The sequence below is a fragment of the Mesorhizobium sp. FG116 genome (genome assembly GCF_057809835.1).
This window is the reverse complement of sequence record NZ_JBMDKS010000001.1, coordinates 384321-402934: the sequence shown is the minus strand read 5'-3', so window position 1 is coordinate 402934 and position 18614 is coordinate 384321. Positions and strand designations below refer to the sequence as shown.

The window sequence follows — 18614 nt, the reverse complement described above, 5'->3', positions numbered from 1 at the left end:
AAAGCCATCAAACGTCATCATGAAAACAAGCCAGGTCGAAGATCATTCGCCGAGCTTGTAGTCGAGGAACCACTTCTTGGTCAAAGCGTCGAACGTGCCGTCCTTCTTCAGTTCGGCGATCGCGGCGTTGATGGGGGCGACGAGGTCGGAGTTCTTCGGGAAGATGAAGCCGAAATCCTCGGTGCCGAGCGGCCCGCCGATCAGCTTCAGCCCGCCGCCGGAATTCTCGACATAGCCCTTGCCGGCTGTACCGTCGGTGAGAACCGTGTCGACGTCGCCGGAGATGAGCGCCAGAACGCTGGCGCCGAAGGTCTCGAACAGCTTGATGCGCGGGTTCTGCTCGTTGCCGTCGAGCACGCTGTAGACGGCGGTGTAGAAAGGCGTGGTGCCGGCCTGCGCGCCGATCAGGCCGTCCTTGAAGGCGCCGAAGGTCTTGGCGTCGGTGAAGCGCTTTTCATCGGAACGCACCAGCATGAACTGCTCGGAGCGCATGTAGGGATCGGAAAAATCGACCTTGGCCTTGCGCTCGTCATTGATGGTGATGCCGTTCATGCCGATGTTGTACTGGTTGTCGGCAACAGCCTGGATCATCGCATCCCATGATGTCGCGCTGTACTCGATCTTGAAGTTGAGGCGCTTGGCGATCTCGTCCATCGCGTCATATTCCCAGCCCTTCTGGTCGCCGGTCTTGGGATCGACGAACTGCAACGGCGGATAGGCGTTCTCGGCCACGACCGACACGGTGCGGCCGCCGAGATCGGGCAGGCTTTGCGCAAACGCGGCGACAGGGACGAGAAAGGCGGCCAACAGGCCGGCAAGGACAAGCTTCGATTTCAGCACGGCGCGCTCCCCAGCAGCAATGAACCGGGTAACATTATCCGCCTGACCGCACCTTGCAAGACGGCCCGTTCCACAACCGCCGGTATGGCAAGATCGGTTTTCCAGTGTCAGCCGCGTTTGGTGGCGCCGAGCGAGAACGACATCGGAATGCGCGGCATGCCCGCCGGCAGTTCGAACTGGTCTTCGCCCGTCTCGACCACGAAGGGAAACGCCTTCCACACCACGACTTCGTGCTCGTTGAGGAAATCGAGCGAAAGGCCGGCCTGAAGCAGCGCGTTGACGATGTCCGAAAGCGGATGGATCCATTCGTAGCATCGCGTGTGCGAGAGCGCCCGCTCGTCGCCGGTGTAGGTCTGCACATCGTCGAAGGCGAGCGGATCGGCAAGCGGCGTGCGCCAGCCAAACTCGATGTCGAGGCGGCCGTCGCGCGCCTCGAGCTGGTTCATCATCGGATGGCCTTCGAGAAGGTAGAGCCGGCCGCCGGGCCGGAGCAAAGAGGCGACGACTTTGGCCCAGCGGAAGATGTCCGGCAGCCAGTTGATCGCGCCCCAGGTGACGAACACCATGTCGTAGGTCTGGCCGAGCGCCTTTTCGGCATCATAGACGGACGCCTCGACGAAGCGCGCCTCGGTGCCGGCTTTTTCGGCGAAGCCACGCGCGGCGGCGATGGCTGCGGGCGAGAAGTCGAGCCCGGTGACGCTGGCAGCACCGAGATGCTTGAGGCTCAGCGTATCGAGGCCGATATGGCACTGCAGGTGGACGATGTCCTTGCCGGCGATGTCGCCGACCTCGCTGGCCTCCAGTTCATGCAGCGAAGAGCCGCCGCCAAGCACTGCAGCGATGCGGTAGCTGCCGGTGGTGTCGGTGGCGTGAAGCTCGGCGCGGTTGTCCCAGTTCAGCCGGTTGGCGCGCAAGAAGTCGTCCATTTCGTCCCTCCAGCAAATCGGCAGCAATAAAAAAGGCGGCCGAAGCCGCCTTTTCGAGAGATATGTGGAAGAAGCTTATTCCGCGGTGGCGGCAGCGGCTTCCGCGGCGGCAGCTTCGGCTGCCTTCTTCTCGGCGGCGTCCTGTGCGGCCTTCTCGGCGGCGAGCGCTTCGGCAGCTGCGATCTTCTCGGCTTCGATGCGGGCCTTTTCGGCGTTCAGCGCATCGCGCTCGGCGTCGTTCAGCTTGCGGGCGCGAACGCCGGTGTTCTCGGTGATGCGGGCTGACTTGCCGCGACGGTCACGCAGGTAATAGAGCTTGGCGCGGCGCACCTTGCCGCGGCGCACGATCTCGACGCCCTCGACCATCGGCGAGTAGACCGGGAACACGCGCTCCACGCCTTCGCCGTAGGAAATCTTGCGGACGGTGAAATTCTCCTGGAAGCCGGCGCCGGAACGGGCGATGACAACGCCTTCATAGGCCTGGACGCGGGTACGGGTGCCTTCGGTGACGCGCACCAGCACGCGAACGGTGTCGCCGGGCTGGAATTCTGGCAGCTTGCGCTTGGCTTCGATCTTGGCGGCCTGTTCGGCCTCGAGCTGACGGATGAGATCCATCGTTTTATCCACTTCTTGTTCTTCCGACAGTCAGAGCGCCCGGCACTCGCCTTGCAGTTCAAATGACCGCTCGGCTATGCCATCCGTCCAAGGACATCCGGCAGGGGCGATTGCACCGCCAATTGTTGACGGGTTATTGCAATCCGGAAGATTTTTCTTCCAGTACGGGCGCGGCGATACACCATTGGAACGGCTTTGTCACCTGCGCTGCCCAACTTTTATCGCCTTGCCTCCGGCAGACGAAAGGCGCATGGCCTCGCTGGCGCCGGTGACGCATGGTCGCGCGCAAGCCTTAACACCCCGAGCATATTCCGCATAGCAGGCATTTTACCGTGACATTTCTCGACGCTTTCATTCTTTTCATCGCCGGTCTTTTATCGGGCATCGTCAACGCCATTGCCGGCGGCGGCACTTTCCTGACCTTTGGCGCGCTGACGCTGGTCGGCATGCCGCCGATCATAGCCAACGCGACCTCCTCGATCGCGCAATTGCCGGGCTATGTCACCTCGACGCTGGCGTACTGGACCGACATCAAGCGCATGTGGCGCGGCGCCATCGCCTTCGCGGTGATCTCCATCATCGGAGCGTTGATCGGGTCGCTGATCCTGCTCGCGCTCGACAACCAGTCCTTCAGCGCCATGGTGCCGTGGCTTTTGATTGCCGCGACAGCACTGTTCGCCGCCGGCCCGTGGCTCAGGCCCGCCGCACGCGAGCAGGCGGACGACGCAAAGCCGTCGCTTGCCGGACGCATCGTCCAGTTTTTTACCGCGATCTATGGCGGGTTCTTCGGCGCCGGCATGGGCGTGATGATGCTGGCCACGCTTGGACTAACCGAAGGCGGCAGCTATCACCGCATGAACGCGCTGAAGAACATGCTGTCGATCATCATCGCCAGCGTCGCCATCGTCATCTTCGTGTCGGGCGGCGTCATCGCCTGGCTGCAGGCAGCCGCCATGGTGCCGGGCGTCGCCATCGGCGGCTACGCCGGCGTATGGACGGCGCGGCGCGTGCCGCAGTCGGTGGTGCGCGGCATTGTCATCGTCGTCGGCCTGCTGCTTGCCGGCTACTATTTCTTCAAGGGCTGAGAAGGCGGAACTATCAGGACCCCAGAGGCCATCAAGACCAATGACCGGCGACCGCTGCAAAGGAAATCGCCGCGATTGCCATGAGCGCCAGCTTCCAGAAATCGGAGCGGCGCTTGAGGCCCGGCCAGCCAAGCGGCTTGATCAACTGGATGACCATCAGGCCAAGGATGACGAAGGCAAGGATTTTGGTCATTTTAGAATGCTGCTGTTTCGACCCAGCCTTTGAGCAGCATCGCGGCGAACTGTCAAAGCCATAAGATACAAGCCCTCGCGCCATAAAAGCCTAAACCTAAGTCAGATAGACGATAGCCTTGCCGAACCGCTAGATAGGGTCAACTATCAGGGCCGCTCGGAGGAACAGGCATGCAATCGCGTTATCATCAGGTCTACGCCGACTGGAAGCGTGATCCCGACGCATTCTGGGCCGAGGCCGCGCGCGACGTGGATTGGTTCACGCCCTACGAAAAGGTCTTCGACGCGACAAGCGGCGTCTACGGCCGCTGGTTTCCCGGAGCGACCTGCAACACCTGCTACAACGCCGTGGACCGCCATGTCGCCAACGGGCGCGCCGACCAGCTTGCGCTGATCCACGACAGCGCCATTGCCGGCACCGTGCGCAAGTTCACCTATGCCGAACTGAAGCGCGAAGTCGTCGCACTGGCTTGCGTGCTGAAGAACCAGGGCATCGGCAAGGGCGACCGCGTCATCATCTATATGCCGATGATCGCCGAAGCCGCTTTTGCCATGCTGGCCTGCGCGCGCCTTGGCGCGATCCATTCGGTGGTGTTCGGCGGCTTTGCCGCGCGCGAGCTTGCCACCCGCATCGAGGACGCCCAGCCGAAGGCGGTGATCTCGGCCTCCTGCGGCCTCGAACCGAACCGCACCATCGCCTACAAGCCCTTGCTCGACGAGGCGATCGAGCTTGCCCGCCACAAGCCGGAACGCTGCATCGTCGTGCAGCGCGAACAACTGCGCTGCGACATGATCGAAGGCCGCGACATCGACTATGCCGATGCGGTGGCGCGCGAGCGCGCTGCCGGCGCCAATGTCGATTGCGTGCCGGTTGTCTCCACCGATCCGCTGTATGTGCTTTATACCTCAGGCACCACCGGCCAGCCTAAGGGCGTGATCCGCGACAATGGCGGCCACATGGTGATGCTGAAATGGTCGATGGACAACGAGTTCGGCATCAAGCCGGGCGAAGTGTTCTGGGCGGCTTCCGATGTCGGTTGGGTCGTCGGCCATTCCTACATCGTCTATGCCCCGCTGCTGCATGGCTGCACGACGGTGATGTTCGAGGGCAAGCCGGTCGGAACGCCGGATGCCGGCACCTTCTGGCGCGTGATCCAGCAGCACGGGGTGGCGGCGCTTTTCACCGCGCCTACCGCTTTCCGCGCCATCAAGGGGCAGGACCCCAAGGGCGAGTTCATTCCGAAATACGATCTGTCGAAGTTCCGCACCCTGTTCCTGGCCGGCGAGCGCGCCGACCCCGAAACCATCAAGTGGGCAGAGCAGCGGCTAGGAGTTCCGGTGATCGACCACTGGTGGCAGACCGAGACCGGCGCGCCGATCACCCAGAACCCGGTGGGGCTTGGCACATTGCCCGTGAAATACGGTTCGCCCGGCGTGCCGATGCCGGGCTATGACATCCACATCCTGAACGACGCCGGACACGAAGTGCCGAACGGCACGCTGGGCAACGTGGTTTTGAAACTGCCGCTGCCGCCGGCATGCCTGCCGACGCTGTGGAATGCCGACAAGCGTTTCCACCAGGCCTATCTCGATGAGTTCCCCGGCTACTACAAGACCGCCGACGCCGGCATCCTCGACGATGACGGCTACCTGTTCGTGATGGCGCGCACCGACGACATCATCAACGTCGCCGGCCACCGGCTTTCCACCGGCGCGATGGAGGAAGTGCTGGCCGAACACCCGGACGTTGCCGAATGCGCGGTGATCGGCATTGCCGACGAGCTGAAGGGACAGTCGCCGCTGGGCCTCGTCGTGCTCAACGCCGGCGTGGCGCGCGACCTTGCCGCAATCGAGAAGGAAGCGATTGCGCTGGTGCGCGACCGCATCGGCCCCGTTGCCGCCTTCAAGACGGTGGTGACCATCAAGCGCCTGCCCAAGACGCGCTCGGGCAAGGTGCTGCGCGGCACCATGCAGAAGATTGCCGACAAGGAAGAGTGGAAGATGCCGGCGACCATCGACGATCCCGCCATTCTGGACGAGATCACCGAGGCGCTGAAGGCGCGCGGCATCGGCGTCTGATCGGCCGGCGCTTCGGCCTTTCATTTTCGGCGGCGGTCGGCTAAAGCGTCCGCATTCTGGAAATGCGCATTCCGCGCCCGCGGAACCACGCTCCATCCATTGCGAGCTTCCAACCATGGCAGAAGCCTTTTGTGGTGTCGATTTCGGCACCACCAACTCAACCGTCGGCCTGTGCGAATCAGGCGGCAAGCCCGTGCTGGTGCCGCTTGAGGGCGAGCACCTGACCATCCCGTCTGCGCTGTTCTACAGCCTTGAGGACGGCAAGACCTATTTCGGCCGCGCCGCGGTCTTCGAATATATGGACGGCGCGGAAGGGCGCTTCATGCGCGCCCTGAAGTCCATCCTCGGCAGCAGCCTGATGAAGGACACCACGCAAGTGGGCCGCGAGCGCCTGCGCTTCGAGGCGATCATCGGCCGTTTCCTGCGCCATTTGCGCAGCCGGCTGGAAGCCGAAAGAGGCGGCGCGCCGGACAAGGTTGTGCTGGGCCGGCCCGTGCGCTTCGTCGACGAGGACGACGAGGCCGACAGGCAGGCCGAGGCGCAGCTTGAGGCGGCGGCGCGCATGGAGGGCTTTCGCCACATCGAATTCCAGTTCGAGCCGATAGCGGCGGCGCTGCACCACGAACGCGCGATCAATGCCGAGCAGCTGGCGCTGGTGGTGGATATCGGCGGCGGCACCTCGGACTTCTCGGTGCTGAGGCTCTCGCCCGAGCGGGCAAGGCAGGCCGACCGGCGCGACGATATTCTCTCGACCACCGGCGTTCACATCGGCGGCACCGATTTCGACCGGCAGCTCAACATCGCCAAGGTCATGCCGCATCTTGGTCTCGGCTCATCAACCGCCGACGGCAAGCGCCGGCTGCCGGTCTGGTACTTCAACGACATGGCGACGTGGCACCGCATCAACACGCTCTATACGCGCAAGAACATCGACGACATCCGCCTGATGATGCGCGAAGCTGCCGAGCCGGAAAAGCTCACACGCTACGCCCACCTGCTCAAGCATCGCTCCGGCCATCGCCTCGCGGCGGAAGTGGAGAAGGCCAAGATCGCGCTGACCGACGCTGACGCGGAGACCATCGCCTTGCGCGAACCGGGCCTGAGGCTGGAGGTGCCGGTGACGAGGGCCGAATTCGAGCAGGCGAGCCGCGAACTCGTCCACAGCATCGACGCTTCTATCGCCGATGCGCTGAAGCAGGCCGGCACGCAGGCCGAGGCGATCGAAACCGTGATCCTGACCGGCGGCGGCGTTCAGGTGCCGGCGGTGGAACGTGCCGCAACGGCGCGCTTTGCGCATGCCCGCATCTCCCGGTCAGACCGCTTCGGCTCGGTTGGGCTGGGCCTCGCCATCGACGCGGCGCGGCGCTTCGGCTGATCCCGGGGACAAACTCCACCGTCTTGCCGCCTTACTGACAGACTGCTGTCAGCAGGCCTGTGCGATGATGCCGGCGTTCACCAAAAAGAGGAGCGCCGTCATGAATACGCCAAGCATTTTCAACGCCATGAAGCACTATGTCGGAAAGGTACGCACCATCCGCAACGAGATCCGCACGGAGCGTCTCCTGAATTCGCTGCCACCAGAAATCCGCGCGGATATCGGCTGGCCCGACATGCATCGCGGCGACGACAATCGACTTAACCTGTCTTGAAGAATTGGAACTTGTTGCCATCTCCTGACAGTATGTTGTCAGGAGCATCGTGCGAAAGTCGAGGCTTGAGCAGATGCCGACAAATGAAATCGCATCCGCACCCATAGAAGGCGCTTGCCATGAAAAGCTGGACCGACAGGCTGAATACGCCCGGCGTGAATGGCATTCGCGCGACGCCGCGTACCATGGGCGACGTCGTCGAAGGCCAGCCGATGCTGGTGCCGACGCCGCGTCAGGTCGACGACTTCATTCGCACCATCCCGCAGGGCAGGTCGATGAGCGTGCGCGAACTACGTTCGGGGCTGGCAAGGCGTCATGGCGCGGATGTTACCTGCCCGGTGACAATCGGCTATCATCTGAGGACCGTCGCCGAGGCCGCGAACGAGGATATCGAGCGCGGCTTGGCGATTTCCGACGTGACCCCGTTCTGGCGTGTGCTGGACCGGAAGACGCCGACGACGGGAAAGCTTTCCTTCGGTGCTGCGTTTGTGGAGCAGCAGCGAAGAAACGAAGGGCTGGAGCCTTAGGGAAAGACACCGACGGGCGGGCGCTGAGCAGCCAGTCGGAATTGCATGAAGTATCAATCGCCGAGGGAGCACTGAATGCGGCGCGCCGACAGGCTTTTCCAGATCGTACAGCATCTGCGTGGTGGCCGGCTGGTTACCGCGCAGAAGCTGGGCACCTGGCTCGAGGTTTCCGAACGCACGATCTATCGCGACATTGCCGACCTGCAGTCGACCGGCGTGCCGATCGATGGGGAGGCGGGCGTCGGCTACATGATGCGGGAGGGGTTCGACCTCCCACCGCTGATGTTCACGCGTGACGAGATCGTGGCGCTGGTCGCCGGCGCGCGCATGGTGCGCGCCTTCGGCGGCGCGACCATGGCCCGAGCGGCCGACGAGGCGCTGGTGAAGATAGGAGCGGTGCTGCCCGACGCCGAGCGCGACCGCATCGCGCGCACCGAAATCCACTCGCCGATGTGGGTGGTGAGCGACAGCGACCGCCAATCCATCGACGTCATCGAACGCGCGGTCGAAAAGCGTCACGTGCTAACCATCGACTATTGCGACGAGGCGGGACGCTCAACCGCGCGCGACGTGCGCCCGCTCGGCCTGTGGTTCTGGGGCAAAGTATGGACGCTGGTGGCGTGGTGCGAGATGCGCAACGATTTCCGAGCCTTCCGCATCGACCGCATCTCCTCGCTGGTCAAGACCGAGCGGATCTTCAAGCCGGAGCGCGGCAAGCAGCTTGCCGACTTTTATCGCGCCGTCGAACGCAGCGAATCGTACGGCATGGGGCCGACCGCGCGCGGCATGTGAATTCCAGTGCTCAGGCCGGCTGCCTGGCCTGCGACGCGCGCCTGCGGATCAACAGCGCGACGAGCGCCACCAGCAGCGTGCCGACGATGAACAGGAAGGCTGCGGCGGCAATAGCCGGGCTGATGTTCTCGCGGATGGTGGAAAACATCTGACGTGCCAAGGTGCGCTGGTTTGGACCGGCGACGAACAGCGTCAGCACGACTTCGTCGAGCGAGGTGGCGAAGGCAAACACCGCACCCGACAGGATACCCGGCAGAGCGAGCGGAAAGGTCACCCTTCGAAAGACGGTGAACGGCGAAGCGCCGAGGCTGAGCGCAGCGCGTTCAACGCGACGGTCGATGCCGGCGAGCGACGCCGAAACGGAAACCACCACGAACGGAACGGCGACCACGGTGTGGGCGCAGATGACGCCGGCATAGGTGTTGGCAAAGCCGATCTGGACGAAGAACACCTGCATGCCGACACCGAGTACAACCGCCGGCACCACCATCGGCAACAGGAAGGCGGTGCGGAACAGGCCGGGCAGGACGAGGCCGCTGTTGCGCAGACCAAGTGCCGCCATGGTTCCAAGGACACCGGCGAGGATCGTCGTGCCGGTGCCGACGATCAGGCTGTTTACGATCGAAAGCCGCCAGACATCGGCCACGAACAATTCGCGGAACCAGCGCATCGAATAGTCCGGGATCGGATAGGTCAGGAACACGCTGGAGGTGAAGGCGAGCGGCAGGATGGCGATCAGCGGCGCGATCAGGAACACCACCGCCAGCACGCCAAACACCAATCGGGCGACATCGCTCGGCCGCATCACAGGCTCCCGCGATCCGAGGACAGGCGGCCGTAGACGGCGTAGAGCGCCAGCGTCGCCACAAGCAGGATTGCGCCGAGCGCGCCGGCCATGCCCCAGTTGGCCGAGCCGATGGCGTAGAAGGCGATGACCGACGAGATCATCTGGTCCTGTGCTCCGCCGATCAGGGCCGGCGTGATGTAGTAGCCGATGGCCGTCATGAAGACGAGCAGCGAACCGGACACCACGCCGCGCAGGCTGAGCGGCAAAAGCACACGCAGGAATGCCCGCCACGGCGGCGCGCCGAGCGAGGCAGCAGCCGGCATCAGGTTCTTTGGAATGGCAAGCAGCACCGAATAGATCGGCAGCACCATGAAGGGCAGCAGCACATGCGTCATGGCGATGACAACGCCAAGGCGGTTGAAGATCAGCGGCAGCGGGCCGTTGATGAGGCCAAGGCTGATCAGCATGTCGTTGATGAGGCCCTTTTCCTGCAGCAGGATGAACCAGGCTGCCGTGCGAACCAGCAATGAGGTCCACAACGGAAGCAGCACGGCACCCAGCAGCAGTTGCCGCTTCCAGCCGGTGACCGATGCTGCCAGCATGGCGTAGGGCAGGCCGATCAGGGCACAGGCGACGGTGACCACCGCGCCGATCCACAAGGTGCGCAACAGGATGGCCGTGTTGGCCGAGGCATCCGCCGGAAGCGCCACTACCTTGCCAGTGGCGTCGCGCTGGTAGTCGAGCGCTGCAAGCAGGTTGCGGTCGGTATAGGGGTTGGTGGAATCCACCACCGCGCGCCAGAAGCGCACATCGGTCCACTTGGCATCGATGGCCGCCAGATCGAGCGGACCGCTCTGTTCCTGTGCTGCGCGCACGGTCTTGCCCATCAATGTCCGGAAGCCGTTCTGCGCGCTGTTCAGCCGGCGCACGGCATCGCCCAGCAATTGCTGGTCGTCGATGTTGCGCAAATCTTCCACGAAGGCCTGCTTGAGCGCATCCGGCGGCTCCGACTGGCGGTCCCATCCGGCGGCGGCTTCGGCGGTGAGCGGAAAGGCGCGCGAGCCGACGGGATCGGACACCGATTCCTTCAGCATGGAGACGAGCGGCCAGGCAAAGAACAGCGCAAGAAACAGGACCAGCGGCGCGACAAGCGCCAACGCGCCGAGCCGGGTGCGGGCCGCTGCCTCGCTCATGCCGGCAGCATCCAGCAATCGGAAGCCGAGAACGAGACGGTAACGCGGTCGCCCGGCGCCAATTCGGCCTGCTTGCGGTCAGCCTTGACGATGAAGCCGAAGGCATCGTCGTCGAGTTGGATGCGCAGGTGATCGCCATGATAGACGGCATCGGTGATGGTCGCCGAATAGCTGTTGTCAGCCTTGTTGCCGGTGTCGAGGCGGATGCGCTCGGGCCGCACGGAAACCAGTATCTTCTGGCTGGCCAACTGCGCGCCCGACGGCTGCACCCGGATCTGGCCGCCGCCGGGCAAGGCCACGGTTGCACCTGACTTGCCGTTTTCGGCAAGCGTGCCCTCGACCAGATTGGTCTCACCGATGAACTGCGCCACGAAACGCGAATGCGGCTGGTCGTAGATTTCGCGCGGACTGCCGATCTGCTCGATCTTGCCGCGATTGAACACGGCGATGCGGTCGGACATGGTGAGCGCTTCCGACTGGTCATGCGTGACGAAGACGATGGTCAGGCCGAGCCTGCGGTGCAGGGCGCGGATGTCGAGCTGCATCTGCTCGCGCAACTGCTTGTCGAGCGCGCCGAGCGGCTCGTCCATCAAAACCACGGACGGCTCGAACACCAGCGCACGCGCCAGCGCGACGCGCTGCTGCTGGCCGCCCGACAATTGCGACGGCCGGCGGTCCTTGAGCGCGCCAAGCTGCACCATGTCGAGCGCACGCGTCACGCGCTCGCCGATTTCCGCTTTCGGGGTGCCGCGCATTTCCAGCGGGAAGGCGACGTTGGAAGCCACGTCCATATGCGGGAACAGCGCATAGTTCTGGAACACGACGCCCATGTTGCGCTTGTGCGGCGGCAACTGGTCGATGCGTTGCGAACCGAGCGAAATGATGCCGCTGGTCGGGGCTTCGAAGCCCGCCAGCATCATCAGGATGGTCGTCTTGCCCGAGCCGGAGGGCCCAAGCAGGCTGACGAATTCGCCCTGCTCGATGACGAGGTTGAGATCATCGACGACACGCAGCGTGCCGAACGACTTGTTGACCTGTTCAAAGCGGATGTTGGACTGAACCAAGGGCTCTCACATCACATCTGGGGTTTACGCCGAAACATTGCCGGAACTGCGCTCCCTTCTTGGATCATGCACATTCTCTGTACAGACGGTTCCGGATCGGGAAACGAAAGTGCGGGATCAAAAAAATCCCGCACCTTCTGTCACAGGCGAACGTCCTTGGACGTCCGGGCCTACCCGCTTACTGCGCGAGCCAGGCGTTGAAGCGCTGGGTCAAGGCTTCCGAATTGTCGATCCAGAAATCGACGTCGAGCGAAACAGCCTGTTCCATATTGGCCGGATCGGTCGGCAGATCGGCCTGCAGGTCCGCCGGAACCTGTGACGCCGCGTTCATGTTGGGCAGACCGTAGGCGACATGCTGCGGCAGCTTGGCCTGGTTCTCAGGCTGGCTGGCGAAAGCGATGAAATCCATCGCCGCGTCCTTGTTCTCGGCATCCTTCAGGATGACCCAGCTATCGACGGCGTAGATCGAGCCCGGCCACACCACCTTGAAATGGCGGTTCTCGGTGCGGTTGATGCCGGTGATGCGACCGTTGTAGGCCGATGCCATCGCCACTTCGCCGGAAGCGAGAAGCTGCAGCGGCTGCGCGCCGCTTTCCCACCACACGATGTTCGCCTTCAGCTCGTCGAGCTTCTTGAAAGCGCGATCGACGCCCTCAGGCGTGGAGAGCACCTTGTAGACCTCGGCCGGCGTGACGCCATCGGCCATCAGCGCGAATTCCAGCGTGTATTTCGGGCCTTTGCGCAGCGAGCGCTTGCCGGGGAATTTCTGCACGTCCCAGAAATCCGCCCATGACTTCGGGCCATCGGCGATCTTGTCGGTGTCATAGGCAATCGCGGTAGACCAGACGATCGCACCGACGCCGCATTCGTTTACCGCGGACGGAATGAACTTGTCCTTGTCGGGAATCTTGCTCCAGTCGATCTTTTCATAGAGACCGTCGGCACAGCCAAGCGCCAGTTCCTCGACCTCGACCTGCACCGCATCCCAGTTCGGGTTGCCGGCCTTGACCTTGGCCTGCAGCACGCCGATGCCGCCATCCCAGGCTTCGTCGAGCAGCGGCTTGCCGGACTTTTCGGCAAACGGCTTGAAATAGATTTCCCGCTGCGCGTCCTGATAATTGCCGCCCCATGACACCACGGTCAGGTCGCGGGCCGAAGCCGGCATCGCCATGCCGAGGCCAACGGCCAAAAGACCGCCCATTGCCAGAATTCCTACCCGTTTGCGCATTTTCGCTTCCCCTTTATCTATGTTTGCGAGAATCCGGCCCTGCCGGATGACTGACGTCAGGCCACTTTCTCGGTCGCACCATCGAAAATCTTGCGCGAAACCGTGTCAAGGGCACTGGCGAATTTGTCGAGGATCGAGCGAACCTCGTTCGGCTGGATGACCAGCGGCGGGCAGAGCGCAATCGCATCGCCCATGTTGCGGCAGATGATGCCCTGCTCCTGCAGTTCGGCATTGAAGATGCCGCCCAGAACGCCGGGTGCTTCAAGCGCCGACTTGGTGGCCTTGTCGGTCACCAGTTCCATTGCCGCGATCAGGCCGACGCCGCGCACTTCGCCGACCAGCGGGTGGCCTTCGAGCTTGCGCAGGCCTTCAAGCAGAAGCTCGCCCATTTCGGCGGCGTGGCCGACCAGGTTGCGCTCCTCTATGATCTTGATGGTTTCAAGCGCGACCGCCGCCGGCACCGGATGGCCGCCTGCGGTGAAGCCGTGGCCGAGCGTGCCGATGCGCTCGCTTTCGTCGAGGATCGGGTCGAGGACGCGGTCATTGGCGAGGAAGGCCGAGATCGGAAGATAGGACGACGACAGCTGCTTGGAGAGCACGATCATGTCCGGCTTCAGGTCGTAGGTCTGGCAGCCGAACATGTTGCCGGTGCGACCAAAGCCGCAGATGACTTCGTCGGCCAGGAACAGGATGTCGTACTTCTTCAGCACCGCCTGGATCTTGGCCCAGTAGGTGCGCGGCGGCACGACGACGCCGCCGGCGCCCATGACCGGCTCGCCGAAGAAAGCGGCGATTGTTTCGGGACCTTCAGCCAGGATCAGCGCCTCGAGCTCGCCGGCAAGGCGCGTGGCGAAAGCCTCTTCGCTTTCGCCCGGCTGCGCGTCGCGCCAGTGATGCGGGCTTGCGGTGTGCAGGATGCCCTGGATCGGCAGGTCGAAGGAGCGGTGGTTGTTGGGCAGGCCAGTGAGGCTGCCGGAAGCGATGGTGACACCGTGATAGGCGCGCTTGCGGCTGATGATCTTCTTGCGCTCAGGCTGGCCGAGCGCGTTGGAGCGATACCAGATCAGCTTCATCGCCGTGTCGTTGGCTTCGGAGCCTGAGTTGGTGAAGAAGGCCTTGCTCATCGGCGCGGGCGCCATCGTCACCAGCTTCTCGGCAAGCTCCACGACCGGGCCGTGCGATTTGTGCGTGAAGGTGTGGTAGAAGGGCAGCTTCGCCATCTGGCGGGTGGCGGCGTCGACAAGGCGCTTTTCGCCGAAGCCGAGCGCCACGCTCCATAGCCCGGCCATGCCCTCGATATAGCGCTTGCCGTGAACGTCGGTGACATAGACGCCCTCGCCGCTTTCGATGACCAGCGGGCCAACCTGCTGGTGCTTGCGGCCATTGGTGTAGCCATGGAGATGGTAGGCGATGTCGCGCGCTTCGATCGAATTGGGCTTGGGGGTCATGGTGCGTTTCCAGTCAGTCAGTTGGCCGGCCAAGGTGGGTGTGGCCGGCATCGGGAGTGGTTGTCAGAAGAACGCCTGGATGCCCGTCTGGGCGCGTCCGAGGATCAGCGCGTGCACATCGTGCGCGCCTTCATAGGTGTTGACGGTTTCCAGGTTCTGCGCGTGGCGCATGACATGGTAGCCGATCTGGATGCCGTTGCCGCCATGCATGTCGCGGGCCTGGCGGGCGATGTCGAGCGCCTTGCCGCAATTGTTGCGCTTGACGATGGAGATCATTTCCGGTGCCATCTTGCCCTCGTCCATGAGGCGGCCGACGCGCAAGCTGCCCTGCAGGCCAAGCGCAATCTCGGTCTGCATGTCGGCAAGCTTCTTCTGGTAGAGCTGCGTGGCGGCGAGCGGCTTGCCGAACTGCTTGCGGTCGAGACCGTATTGGCGCGCGCGGTGCCAGCAATCTTCCGCCGCACCCATGACGCCCCAGGAAATGCCGAAGCGGGCGCGGTTCAAACAGCCAAACGGGCCCTTGAGGCCGGAAACGTTTGGCAACAGCGCGTCTTCGCCGACCTCGACATTTTCAAGCACGATCTCGCCGGTGATCGAGGCGCGCAGCGACAGCTTGCCGCCGATCTTCGGTGCTGACAGGCCCTTCATGCCCTTGTCGAGCACGAAGCCGCGGATCTGGTTGTCATGCGCCGCAGACTTTGCCCAGACGACAAAGACGTCGGCGATGGGCGCGTTGGAAATCCACATCTTGGATCCGTTGAGGCGGTAGCCCGACGCGGTCTTTTCGGCGCGCGTCTTCATGCCGCCGGGATCGGAGCCGGCATCCGGCTCGGTCAGGCCGAAGCAGCCGATCCATTCGCCCGAAGCGAGCTTGGGCAGGTACTTCCTGCGCTGCTCCTCCGAGCCGTAGGCATGGATCGGATACATGACGAGCGAGGACTGCACGCTCATCATCGAGCGGTAGCCGCTGTCGACTCGCTCGACTTCACGCGCGACGAGGCCGTAAGTGACGTAGCCGGCGCCGAGCCCGCCATATTCTTCCGGAATGGTGATGCCGAGCAGGCCGGCGTCACCCATCTCGCGGAAGATGGCCGGATCGGTCTTTTCCTCCATGTAGGCGTCTTCGATGCGGGGCGCGAGCTTGTCGGCGGCAAAGGCCGCGGCCGCATCGCGCACCATGCGCTCGTCTTCCGTGAGCTGCTGCTCGAACAGGAAGGGATCGTCCCAGACGAAGGCTGCCGTATGTGAAGATGTCTTGCCGTGCTGAGCGGTCAATGCAGTCGCCTCCTGAGCTGCCGCAAGGGATATCGGACAAAGCCTAGCCCATACGGGCCGGCTCCTCCTGTCGTCATCATATCCCTGCCATGGGTGTTAGCATCGTTCAAAATTCTGCGCAACATACCGCTCAATATATTGAGCGAATTTTCGCTAAAGGTAAGGCGGCGTGCAGGCCGAGATGACGATGGTGATGCCGGCGGACGCGTTGCGGAAACGGTGCGGCACGCGGCTGTCGAACAGGTAGGATTCACCCGCCTTCAGCACCCGCACCTCGTCGCCCACCGTCAGTTCCAGCTCGCCCTCGACGACATATCCGCCCTCGGTCGAGAAGTGCTCGAGCATGGCTTCGCCGGTGTCGGCGCCGGGCTCGTAGACTTCGTGCAGGATTTGCAGGTTGTAGGCGCGCGCATCGCCGACCTGGCGCAGCGTCAGCCGGCCTTCGCCATTGTCTATGGCGCGCGCGGTAACGCGCGAGGTCAGGTCCTTGAGGTCGTCAACACCGAAGAACGGGCCGAATTTCTTGCGCTGGTCGTCCTCGAAGAAGTCGGACATGGAGACGTCGAGACCGCCGAGGATCTTGCGCAGCGTGGCAATCGACGGGCTCGACTTGTTCTTCTCGATGATCGAGATCTGCGCATGCGGGACATTGGCCCGGGCGGCAAGCTCGCGCTGCGAAAGCTCTGCTCCCACCCTCAACGCCTTGAGGCGCGCGCCAACGTCGAAATTCTCTGCCATGCGGTTGCCGGGCTCGCGAAGACTTGTTCAATCTTGCGCAAAATATCTGACACTTTGCCGCAAGGGAAGAGGCGAAAGTCGATTGTACAGCGCGAGATGCCGACCGCCGTTCAGCCTGCGCGGCTGCCGGCTCCAGCCGGTTCGGCTTCGGCCACGACAAGGCGGACGCCGGCCGCGCCAAGCGCGTCTGCAATGTCGCGCGGCGGTGCCTGGTTGGTGGCAAGTTCGGCAAAACCCGAAAGACCGCAGACCTGGACGAGGCCCTGGCGGCCGAATTTGCTGTTGTCGGTGATGACCATGGACCGCTGCCCGCGCGACAACACCATGCGGGCGAACTCGGCTTCGGCGAGGTCATAGTCCATGACGCCAGCAAAAGCGTCGATGGCGCCTGCAGAGATGATGGCATGGGTGACGCTGAAGCGGCTGACGAATTCGATCGCCGAGATGCCGAAGGCGGCGCCTGAATCGCTGCGCAATTCGCCGCCGGCCATATAGACCTTGTTGCCGTTGACCGTGGCCAGCGTGCGCGCGATGTCGGAGGAGTTGGTGACCACCGTCAACCGCCTGTGACCGAGCAGTTCGCGGGCGAGGAAGCTGGTCGTCGTGCCGGTGTCGAGCATGATGGATTCGCCGTCGCGGATGGTCGCAGCCACCATGCGGGCGATGGTGCGCTTGGCTTCCGCGTTTTCGCGCATGCGCCGCTCGAAGGGCGCTTCGGCGGTCATCGCCGGCAGGCCGATGGCGCCGTGCATCTTGACCACGATGCCGTCGTCGGTGAGCGGCTTGACGTCGCGGCGCACGGTTTCGAGCGAGACGCCCAGCCGTTCGGCCAGGCTGGCGATGGTCACCGTCCCCTCATCGCCCAGAAGGCGCAGGATTTCACCATGACGCTTGGAATGGATCATCGCAGGTCCGGCGCTCGAACAATCATCAACGTGACTGTTTTTATGGCAATCTGACAAAGACATGCAAGCGATTGCCACATAGATCAGGCAAATCAACACAAAAAACCACAAAACCACGTTGACAAGCCGGCGCATGCCGCGTGACACTGGCGAAGTGACGAACCTGAGGCGCTTGCTGCGGGAGATGGCAACGACCTGAGGCACACCAACGACAAAGTTCAGAGGGTGAGCAGGAGGCTCGACATGTTTTCGCGCATTCGCATGACCACGACCGCGCTCGGGGCACTTGCCCTTGGCGCAAGCCTGTCCATGACGCCGGTGATGGCGCAGGACTCGACCGACCCGATCAAATTGACGCTGCATGACTGGACCGGCCAGCTCATCACCACCCAGATCATGGGCGAGGTGCTGAAGAAGGCCGGCGACAATGTCGAATATGTCCAGGCCGATTACCTGGCCCAGTTTGCCGGCCTCGAAAGCGGCGACCTGCATGTCGCGATGGAAATGTGGGAAACCACTGGCCGCGACGCCATGGACGCGGCAACAGCCACCGGCAAGGTGGAGAATTTCGGCCCGACCGGCATGAAGGCCAAGGAAGAGTGGTGGTTCCCCGAATACATGAAGGAGAAATGCCCCGGCCTGCCCAATTGGGAAGCGCTGAAGGACGAGAAGTGCGCCGAGGCGTTCTCGACTGCCGAAACCGCGCCGAAGGGCCGCTACCTTGGCGGACCGGTGACGTGGGGCGGCTTTGACGACGAACGCGTCGAGGCGCTCGATCTGCCGTTCGAAGTCATCCACGCCGGCACCGACGCCGCACTTTTTGCCGAGCTTGAAAGCGCCTACCAGCGCCAGGCGCCGATCCTGTTGTGGATTTATGCGCCACACTGGGCGACAGCCAAATACAAGGGCGAATGGGTCGAATTCCCCGAATACACCAAGGAATGCTACACCGACCCGGCCTGGGGCTCGAACCCCGACATGGCCTATGACTGCGGCAAGCCCTTCGGTGAAATCTGGAAGGTCGGCTGGGCCGGCGTGAAGGACAAGTGGCCCGACGCCTACAAGGCGATCAAGGCCTTCACCATCGACAATGACGAAATGGGCCAGATGATCACCAAGGTAGATCTCGACGGCAAGAAGGTCGAGGACGTGGTGGCCGAATGGATGGGCGCAAACGAGGCGCGCTGGTCCGAGTGGATCAAGAAGTAGCACTGATCCGGATAGCCCGCCGCGGCTTTGGCTAGCGGCGGGCAACCAACCCTTTTCGACCG

At 63.3% G+C, this 18614-nt stretch carries 19 protein-coding genes; 7 read left to right on the top strand and 12 right to left on the bottom strand.

What is annotated here, in order from left to right:
* Positions 1-42 precede the first annotated feature (42 nt).
* The 3 genes from ACODTY_RS01895 to rplS all read right to left on the bottom strand — a co-directional run bounded on the left by ACODTY_RS01895 (position 43) and on the right by rplS (position 2381).
* Positions 43-840: a transporter substrate-binding domain-containing protein gene (locus ACODTY_RS01895; RefSeq protein ID WP_488992594.1), complete on the bottom strand. Its 798-nt coding sequence runs from the start codon at positions 838-840 to the stop codon at positions 43-45.
* A 107-nt stretch (positions 841-947) separates the two neighbouring features.
* Positions 948-1766, bottom strand: coding sequence for a class I SAM-dependent methyltransferase (locus ACODTY_RS01890; protein ID WP_488992593.1), 819 nt, complete (start codon positions 1764-1766; stop codon positions 948-950).
* A 75-nt stretch (positions 1767-1841) separates the two neighbouring features.
* Positions 1842-2381, bottom strand: a complete 540-nt coding sequence (gene rplS, locus ACODTY_RS01885) for a 50S ribosomal protein L19 (protein WP_488992592.1) — start codon at positions 2379-2381, stop codon at positions 1842-1844.
* Positions 2382-2713: 332 nt separating this feature from the next.
* Here rplS and ACODTY_RS01880 point away from each other — a divergent pair, with 332 nt between their 5' ends.
* Entirely contained in the window at positions 2714-3466 is a 753-nt protein-coding gene (locus ACODTY_RS01880) for a sulfite exporter TauE/SafE family protein (protein ID WP_488992591.1), read from the top strand.
* Positions 3467-3497: 31 nt separating this feature from the next.
* On the opposite strand, the gene ACODTY_RS01875 is transcribed toward ACODTY_RS01880, so the two are convergent.
* A complete protein-coding gene (locus ACODTY_RS01875) occupies positions 3498-3659 on the bottom strand; it encodes a hypothetical protein (protein ID WP_488992590.1) in 162 nt (53 codons plus the stop codon).
* 170 nt (positions 3660-3829) lie between these two features.
* Between ACODTY_RS01875 and ACODTY_RS01870 the strand changes: the two genes are divergently transcribed.
* The 5 genes from ACODTY_RS01870 (at position 3830) to ACODTY_RS01850 (ending at position 8705) form a co-directional block, all read left to right on the top strand.
* Complete coding sequence (locus tag ACODTY_RS01870) at positions 3830-5737, top strand: propionyl-CoA synthetase (RefSeq protein ID WP_488992589.1); 1908 nt, start codon at positions 3830-3832, stop codon at positions 5735-5737.
* A 115-nt stretch (positions 5738-5852) separates the two neighbouring features.
* Positions 5853-7112, top strand: a complete 1260-nt coding sequence (locus ACODTY_RS01865; RefSeq protein WP_488992588.1) for an Hsp70 family protein — start codon at positions 5853-5855, stop codon at positions 7110-7112.
* Positions 7113-7212: 100 nt separating this feature from the next.
* Positions 7213-7386 carry a hypothetical protein gene (locus ACODTY_RS01860; protein WP_488992587.1) on the top strand — a complete coding sequence of 58 codons (174 nt, stop codon included), beginning with the start codon at positions 7213-7215 and terminating at the stop codon, positions 7384-7386.
* A gap of 119 nt (positions 7387-7505) precedes the next feature.
* A complete protein-coding gene (locus tag ACODTY_RS01855) occupies positions 7506-7913 on the top strand; it encodes a hypothetical protein (protein ID WP_488992586.1) in 408 nt (135 codons plus the stop codon).
* A 75-nt stretch (positions 7914-7988) separates the two neighbouring features.
* The gene (locus ACODTY_RS01850; RefSeq protein WP_488992585.1) at positions 7989-8705 is read left to right on the top strand and encodes a helix-turn-helix transcriptional regulator; all 717 of its coding nucleotides are present in this window, start codon (positions 7989-7991) and stop codon (positions 8703-8705) included.
* Positions 8706-8715: 10 nt separating this feature from the next.
* Here ACODTY_RS01850 and ACODTY_RS01845 read toward each other — a convergent pair whose 3' ends face one another.
* The 8 genes from ACODTY_RS01845 to ACODTY_RS01810 form a co-directional block, all read right to left on the bottom strand.
* Positions 8716-9510 carry an ABC transporter permease gene (locus tag ACODTY_RS01845; RefSeq protein WP_488992584.1) on the bottom strand — a complete coding sequence of 265 codons (795 nt, stop codon included), beginning with the start codon at positions 9508-9510 and terminating at the stop codon, positions 8716-8718.
* Positions 9510-10685: an ABC transporter permease gene (locus ACODTY_RS01840; protein WP_488992583.1), complete on the bottom strand. Its 1176-nt coding sequence runs from the start codon at positions 10683-10685 to the stop codon at positions 9510-9512. The genes ACODTY_RS01845 and ACODTY_RS01840 overlap by 1 nt, the downstream gene beginning before the upstream one ends.
* Entirely contained in the window at positions 10682-11749 is a 1068-nt protein-coding gene (locus tag ACODTY_RS01835) for an ABC transporter ATP-binding protein (RefSeq protein WP_488992582.1), read from the bottom strand. Before ACODTY_RS01835 ends, ACODTY_RS01840 begins: the two co-directional genes overlap by 4 nt.
* A gap of 178 nt (positions 11750-11927) precedes the next feature.
* Positions 11928-12977 (bottom strand): ABC transporter substrate-binding protein, encoded by a 1050-nt coding sequence (locus ACODTY_RS01830; protein ID WP_488992581.1) that lies wholly within the window; start codon positions 12975-12977, stop codon positions 11928-11930.
* Positions 12978-13033: 56 nt separating this feature from the next.
* Positions 13034-14425 carry an aspartate aminotransferase family protein gene (locus ACODTY_RS01825; protein WP_488992580.1) on the bottom strand — a complete coding sequence of 464 codons (1392 nt, stop codon included), beginning with the start codon at positions 14423-14425 and terminating at the stop codon, positions 13034-13036.
* 63 nt (positions 14426-14488) lie between these two features.
* Positions 14489-15700, bottom strand: a complete 1212-nt coding sequence (locus ACODTY_RS01820) for an acyl-CoA dehydrogenase (protein WP_488992579.1) — start codon at positions 15698-15700, stop codon at positions 14489-14491.
* Positions 15701-15853: 153 nt separating this feature from the next.
* Positions 15854-16438 (bottom strand): cupin domain-containing protein, encoded by a 585-nt coding sequence (locus ACODTY_RS01815; RefSeq protein WP_488992578.1) that lies wholly within the window; start codon positions 16436-16438, stop codon positions 15854-15856.
* Between the two features lie 110 nt (positions 16439-16548).
* On the bottom strand, positions 16549-17343 hold the full coding sequence (locus ACODTY_RS01810; RefSeq protein ID WP_488992577.1) for a DeoR/GlpR family DNA-binding transcription regulator: 795 nt from the start codon (positions 17341-17343) through the stop codon (positions 16549-16551).
* A gap of 243 nt (positions 17344-17586) precedes the next feature.
* On the opposite strand from ACODTY_RS01810, the gene ACODTY_RS01805 reads away from it, so the two are divergent.
* Positions 17587-18552, top strand: coding sequence for an ABC transporter substrate-binding protein (locus ACODTY_RS01805; RefSeq protein ID WP_488992576.1), 966 nt, complete (start codon positions 17587-17589; stop codon positions 18550-18552).
* Positions 18553-18614: the final 62 nt, after the last annotated feature.

What these genes read in the sequence shown, in the direction of transcription:
- ACODTY_RS01875 (WP_488992590.1), bottom strand. Translation starts at nt 3,659, where the DNA reads ATGACCAAAATCCTTGCCTTCGTCATCCTTGGCCTGATGGTCATCCAG.
- ACODTY_RS01810 (WP_488992577.1), bottom strand. Translation starts at nt 17,343, where the DNA reads ATGATCCATTCCAAGCGTCATGGTGAAATCCTGCGCCTTCTGGGCGAT.
- ACODTY_RS01870 (WP_488992589.1), top strand. Translation starts at nt 3,830, where the DNA reads ATGCAATCGCGTTATCATCAGGTCTACGCCGACTGGAAGCGTGATCCC.
- ACODTY_RS01855 (WP_488992586.1), top strand. Translation starts at nt 7,506, where the DNA reads ATGAAAAGCTGGACCGACAGGCTGAATACGCCCGGCGTGAATGGCATT.
- rplS (WP_488992592.1), bottom strand. Translation starts at nt 2,381, where the DNA reads ATGGATCTCATCCGTCAGCTCGAGGCCGAACAGGCCGCCAAGATCGAA.
- ACODTY_RS01830 (WP_488992581.1), bottom strand. Translation starts at nt 12,977, where the DNA reads ATGCGCAAACGGGTAGGAATTCTGGCAATGGGCGGTCTTTTGGCCGTT.
- ACODTY_RS01825 (WP_488992580.1), bottom strand. Translation starts at nt 14,425, where the DNA reads ATGACCCCCAAGCCCAATTCGATCGAAGCGCGCGACATCGCCTACCAT.
- ACODTY_RS01890 (WP_488992593.1), bottom strand. Translation starts at nt 1,766, where the DNA reads ATGGACGACTTCTTGCGCGCCAACCGGCTGAACTGGGACAACCGCGCC.
- ACODTY_RS01850 (WP_488992585.1), top strand. Translation starts at nt 7,989, where the DNA reads ATGCGGCGCGCCGACAGGCTTTTCCAGATCGTACAGCATCTGCGTGGT.
- ACODTY_RS01840 (WP_488992583.1), bottom strand. Translation starts at nt 10,685, where the DNA reads ATGAGCGAGGCAGCGGCCCGCACCCGGCTCGGCGCGTTGGCGCTTGTC.
- ACODTY_RS01865 (WP_488992588.1), top strand. Translation starts at nt 5,853, where the DNA reads ATGGCAGAAGCCTTTTGTGGTGTCGATTTCGGCACCACCAACTCAACC.
- ACODTY_RS01815 (WP_488992578.1), bottom strand. Translation starts at nt 16,438, where the DNA reads ATGGCAGAGAATTTCGACGTTGGCGCGCGCCTCAAGGCGTTGAGGGTG.
- ACODTY_RS01845 (WP_488992584.1), bottom strand. Translation starts at nt 9,510, where the DNA reads ATGCGGCCGAGCGATGTCGCCCGATTGGTGTTTGGCGTGCTGGCGGTG.
- ACODTY_RS01805 (WP_488992576.1), top strand. Translation starts at nt 17,587, where the DNA reads ATGTTTTCGCGCATTCGCATGACCACGACCGCGCTCGGGGCACTTGCC.
- ACODTY_RS01860 (WP_488992587.1), top strand. Translation starts at nt 7,213, where the DNA reads ATGAATACGCCAAGCATTTTCAACGCCATGAAGCACTATGTCGGAAAG.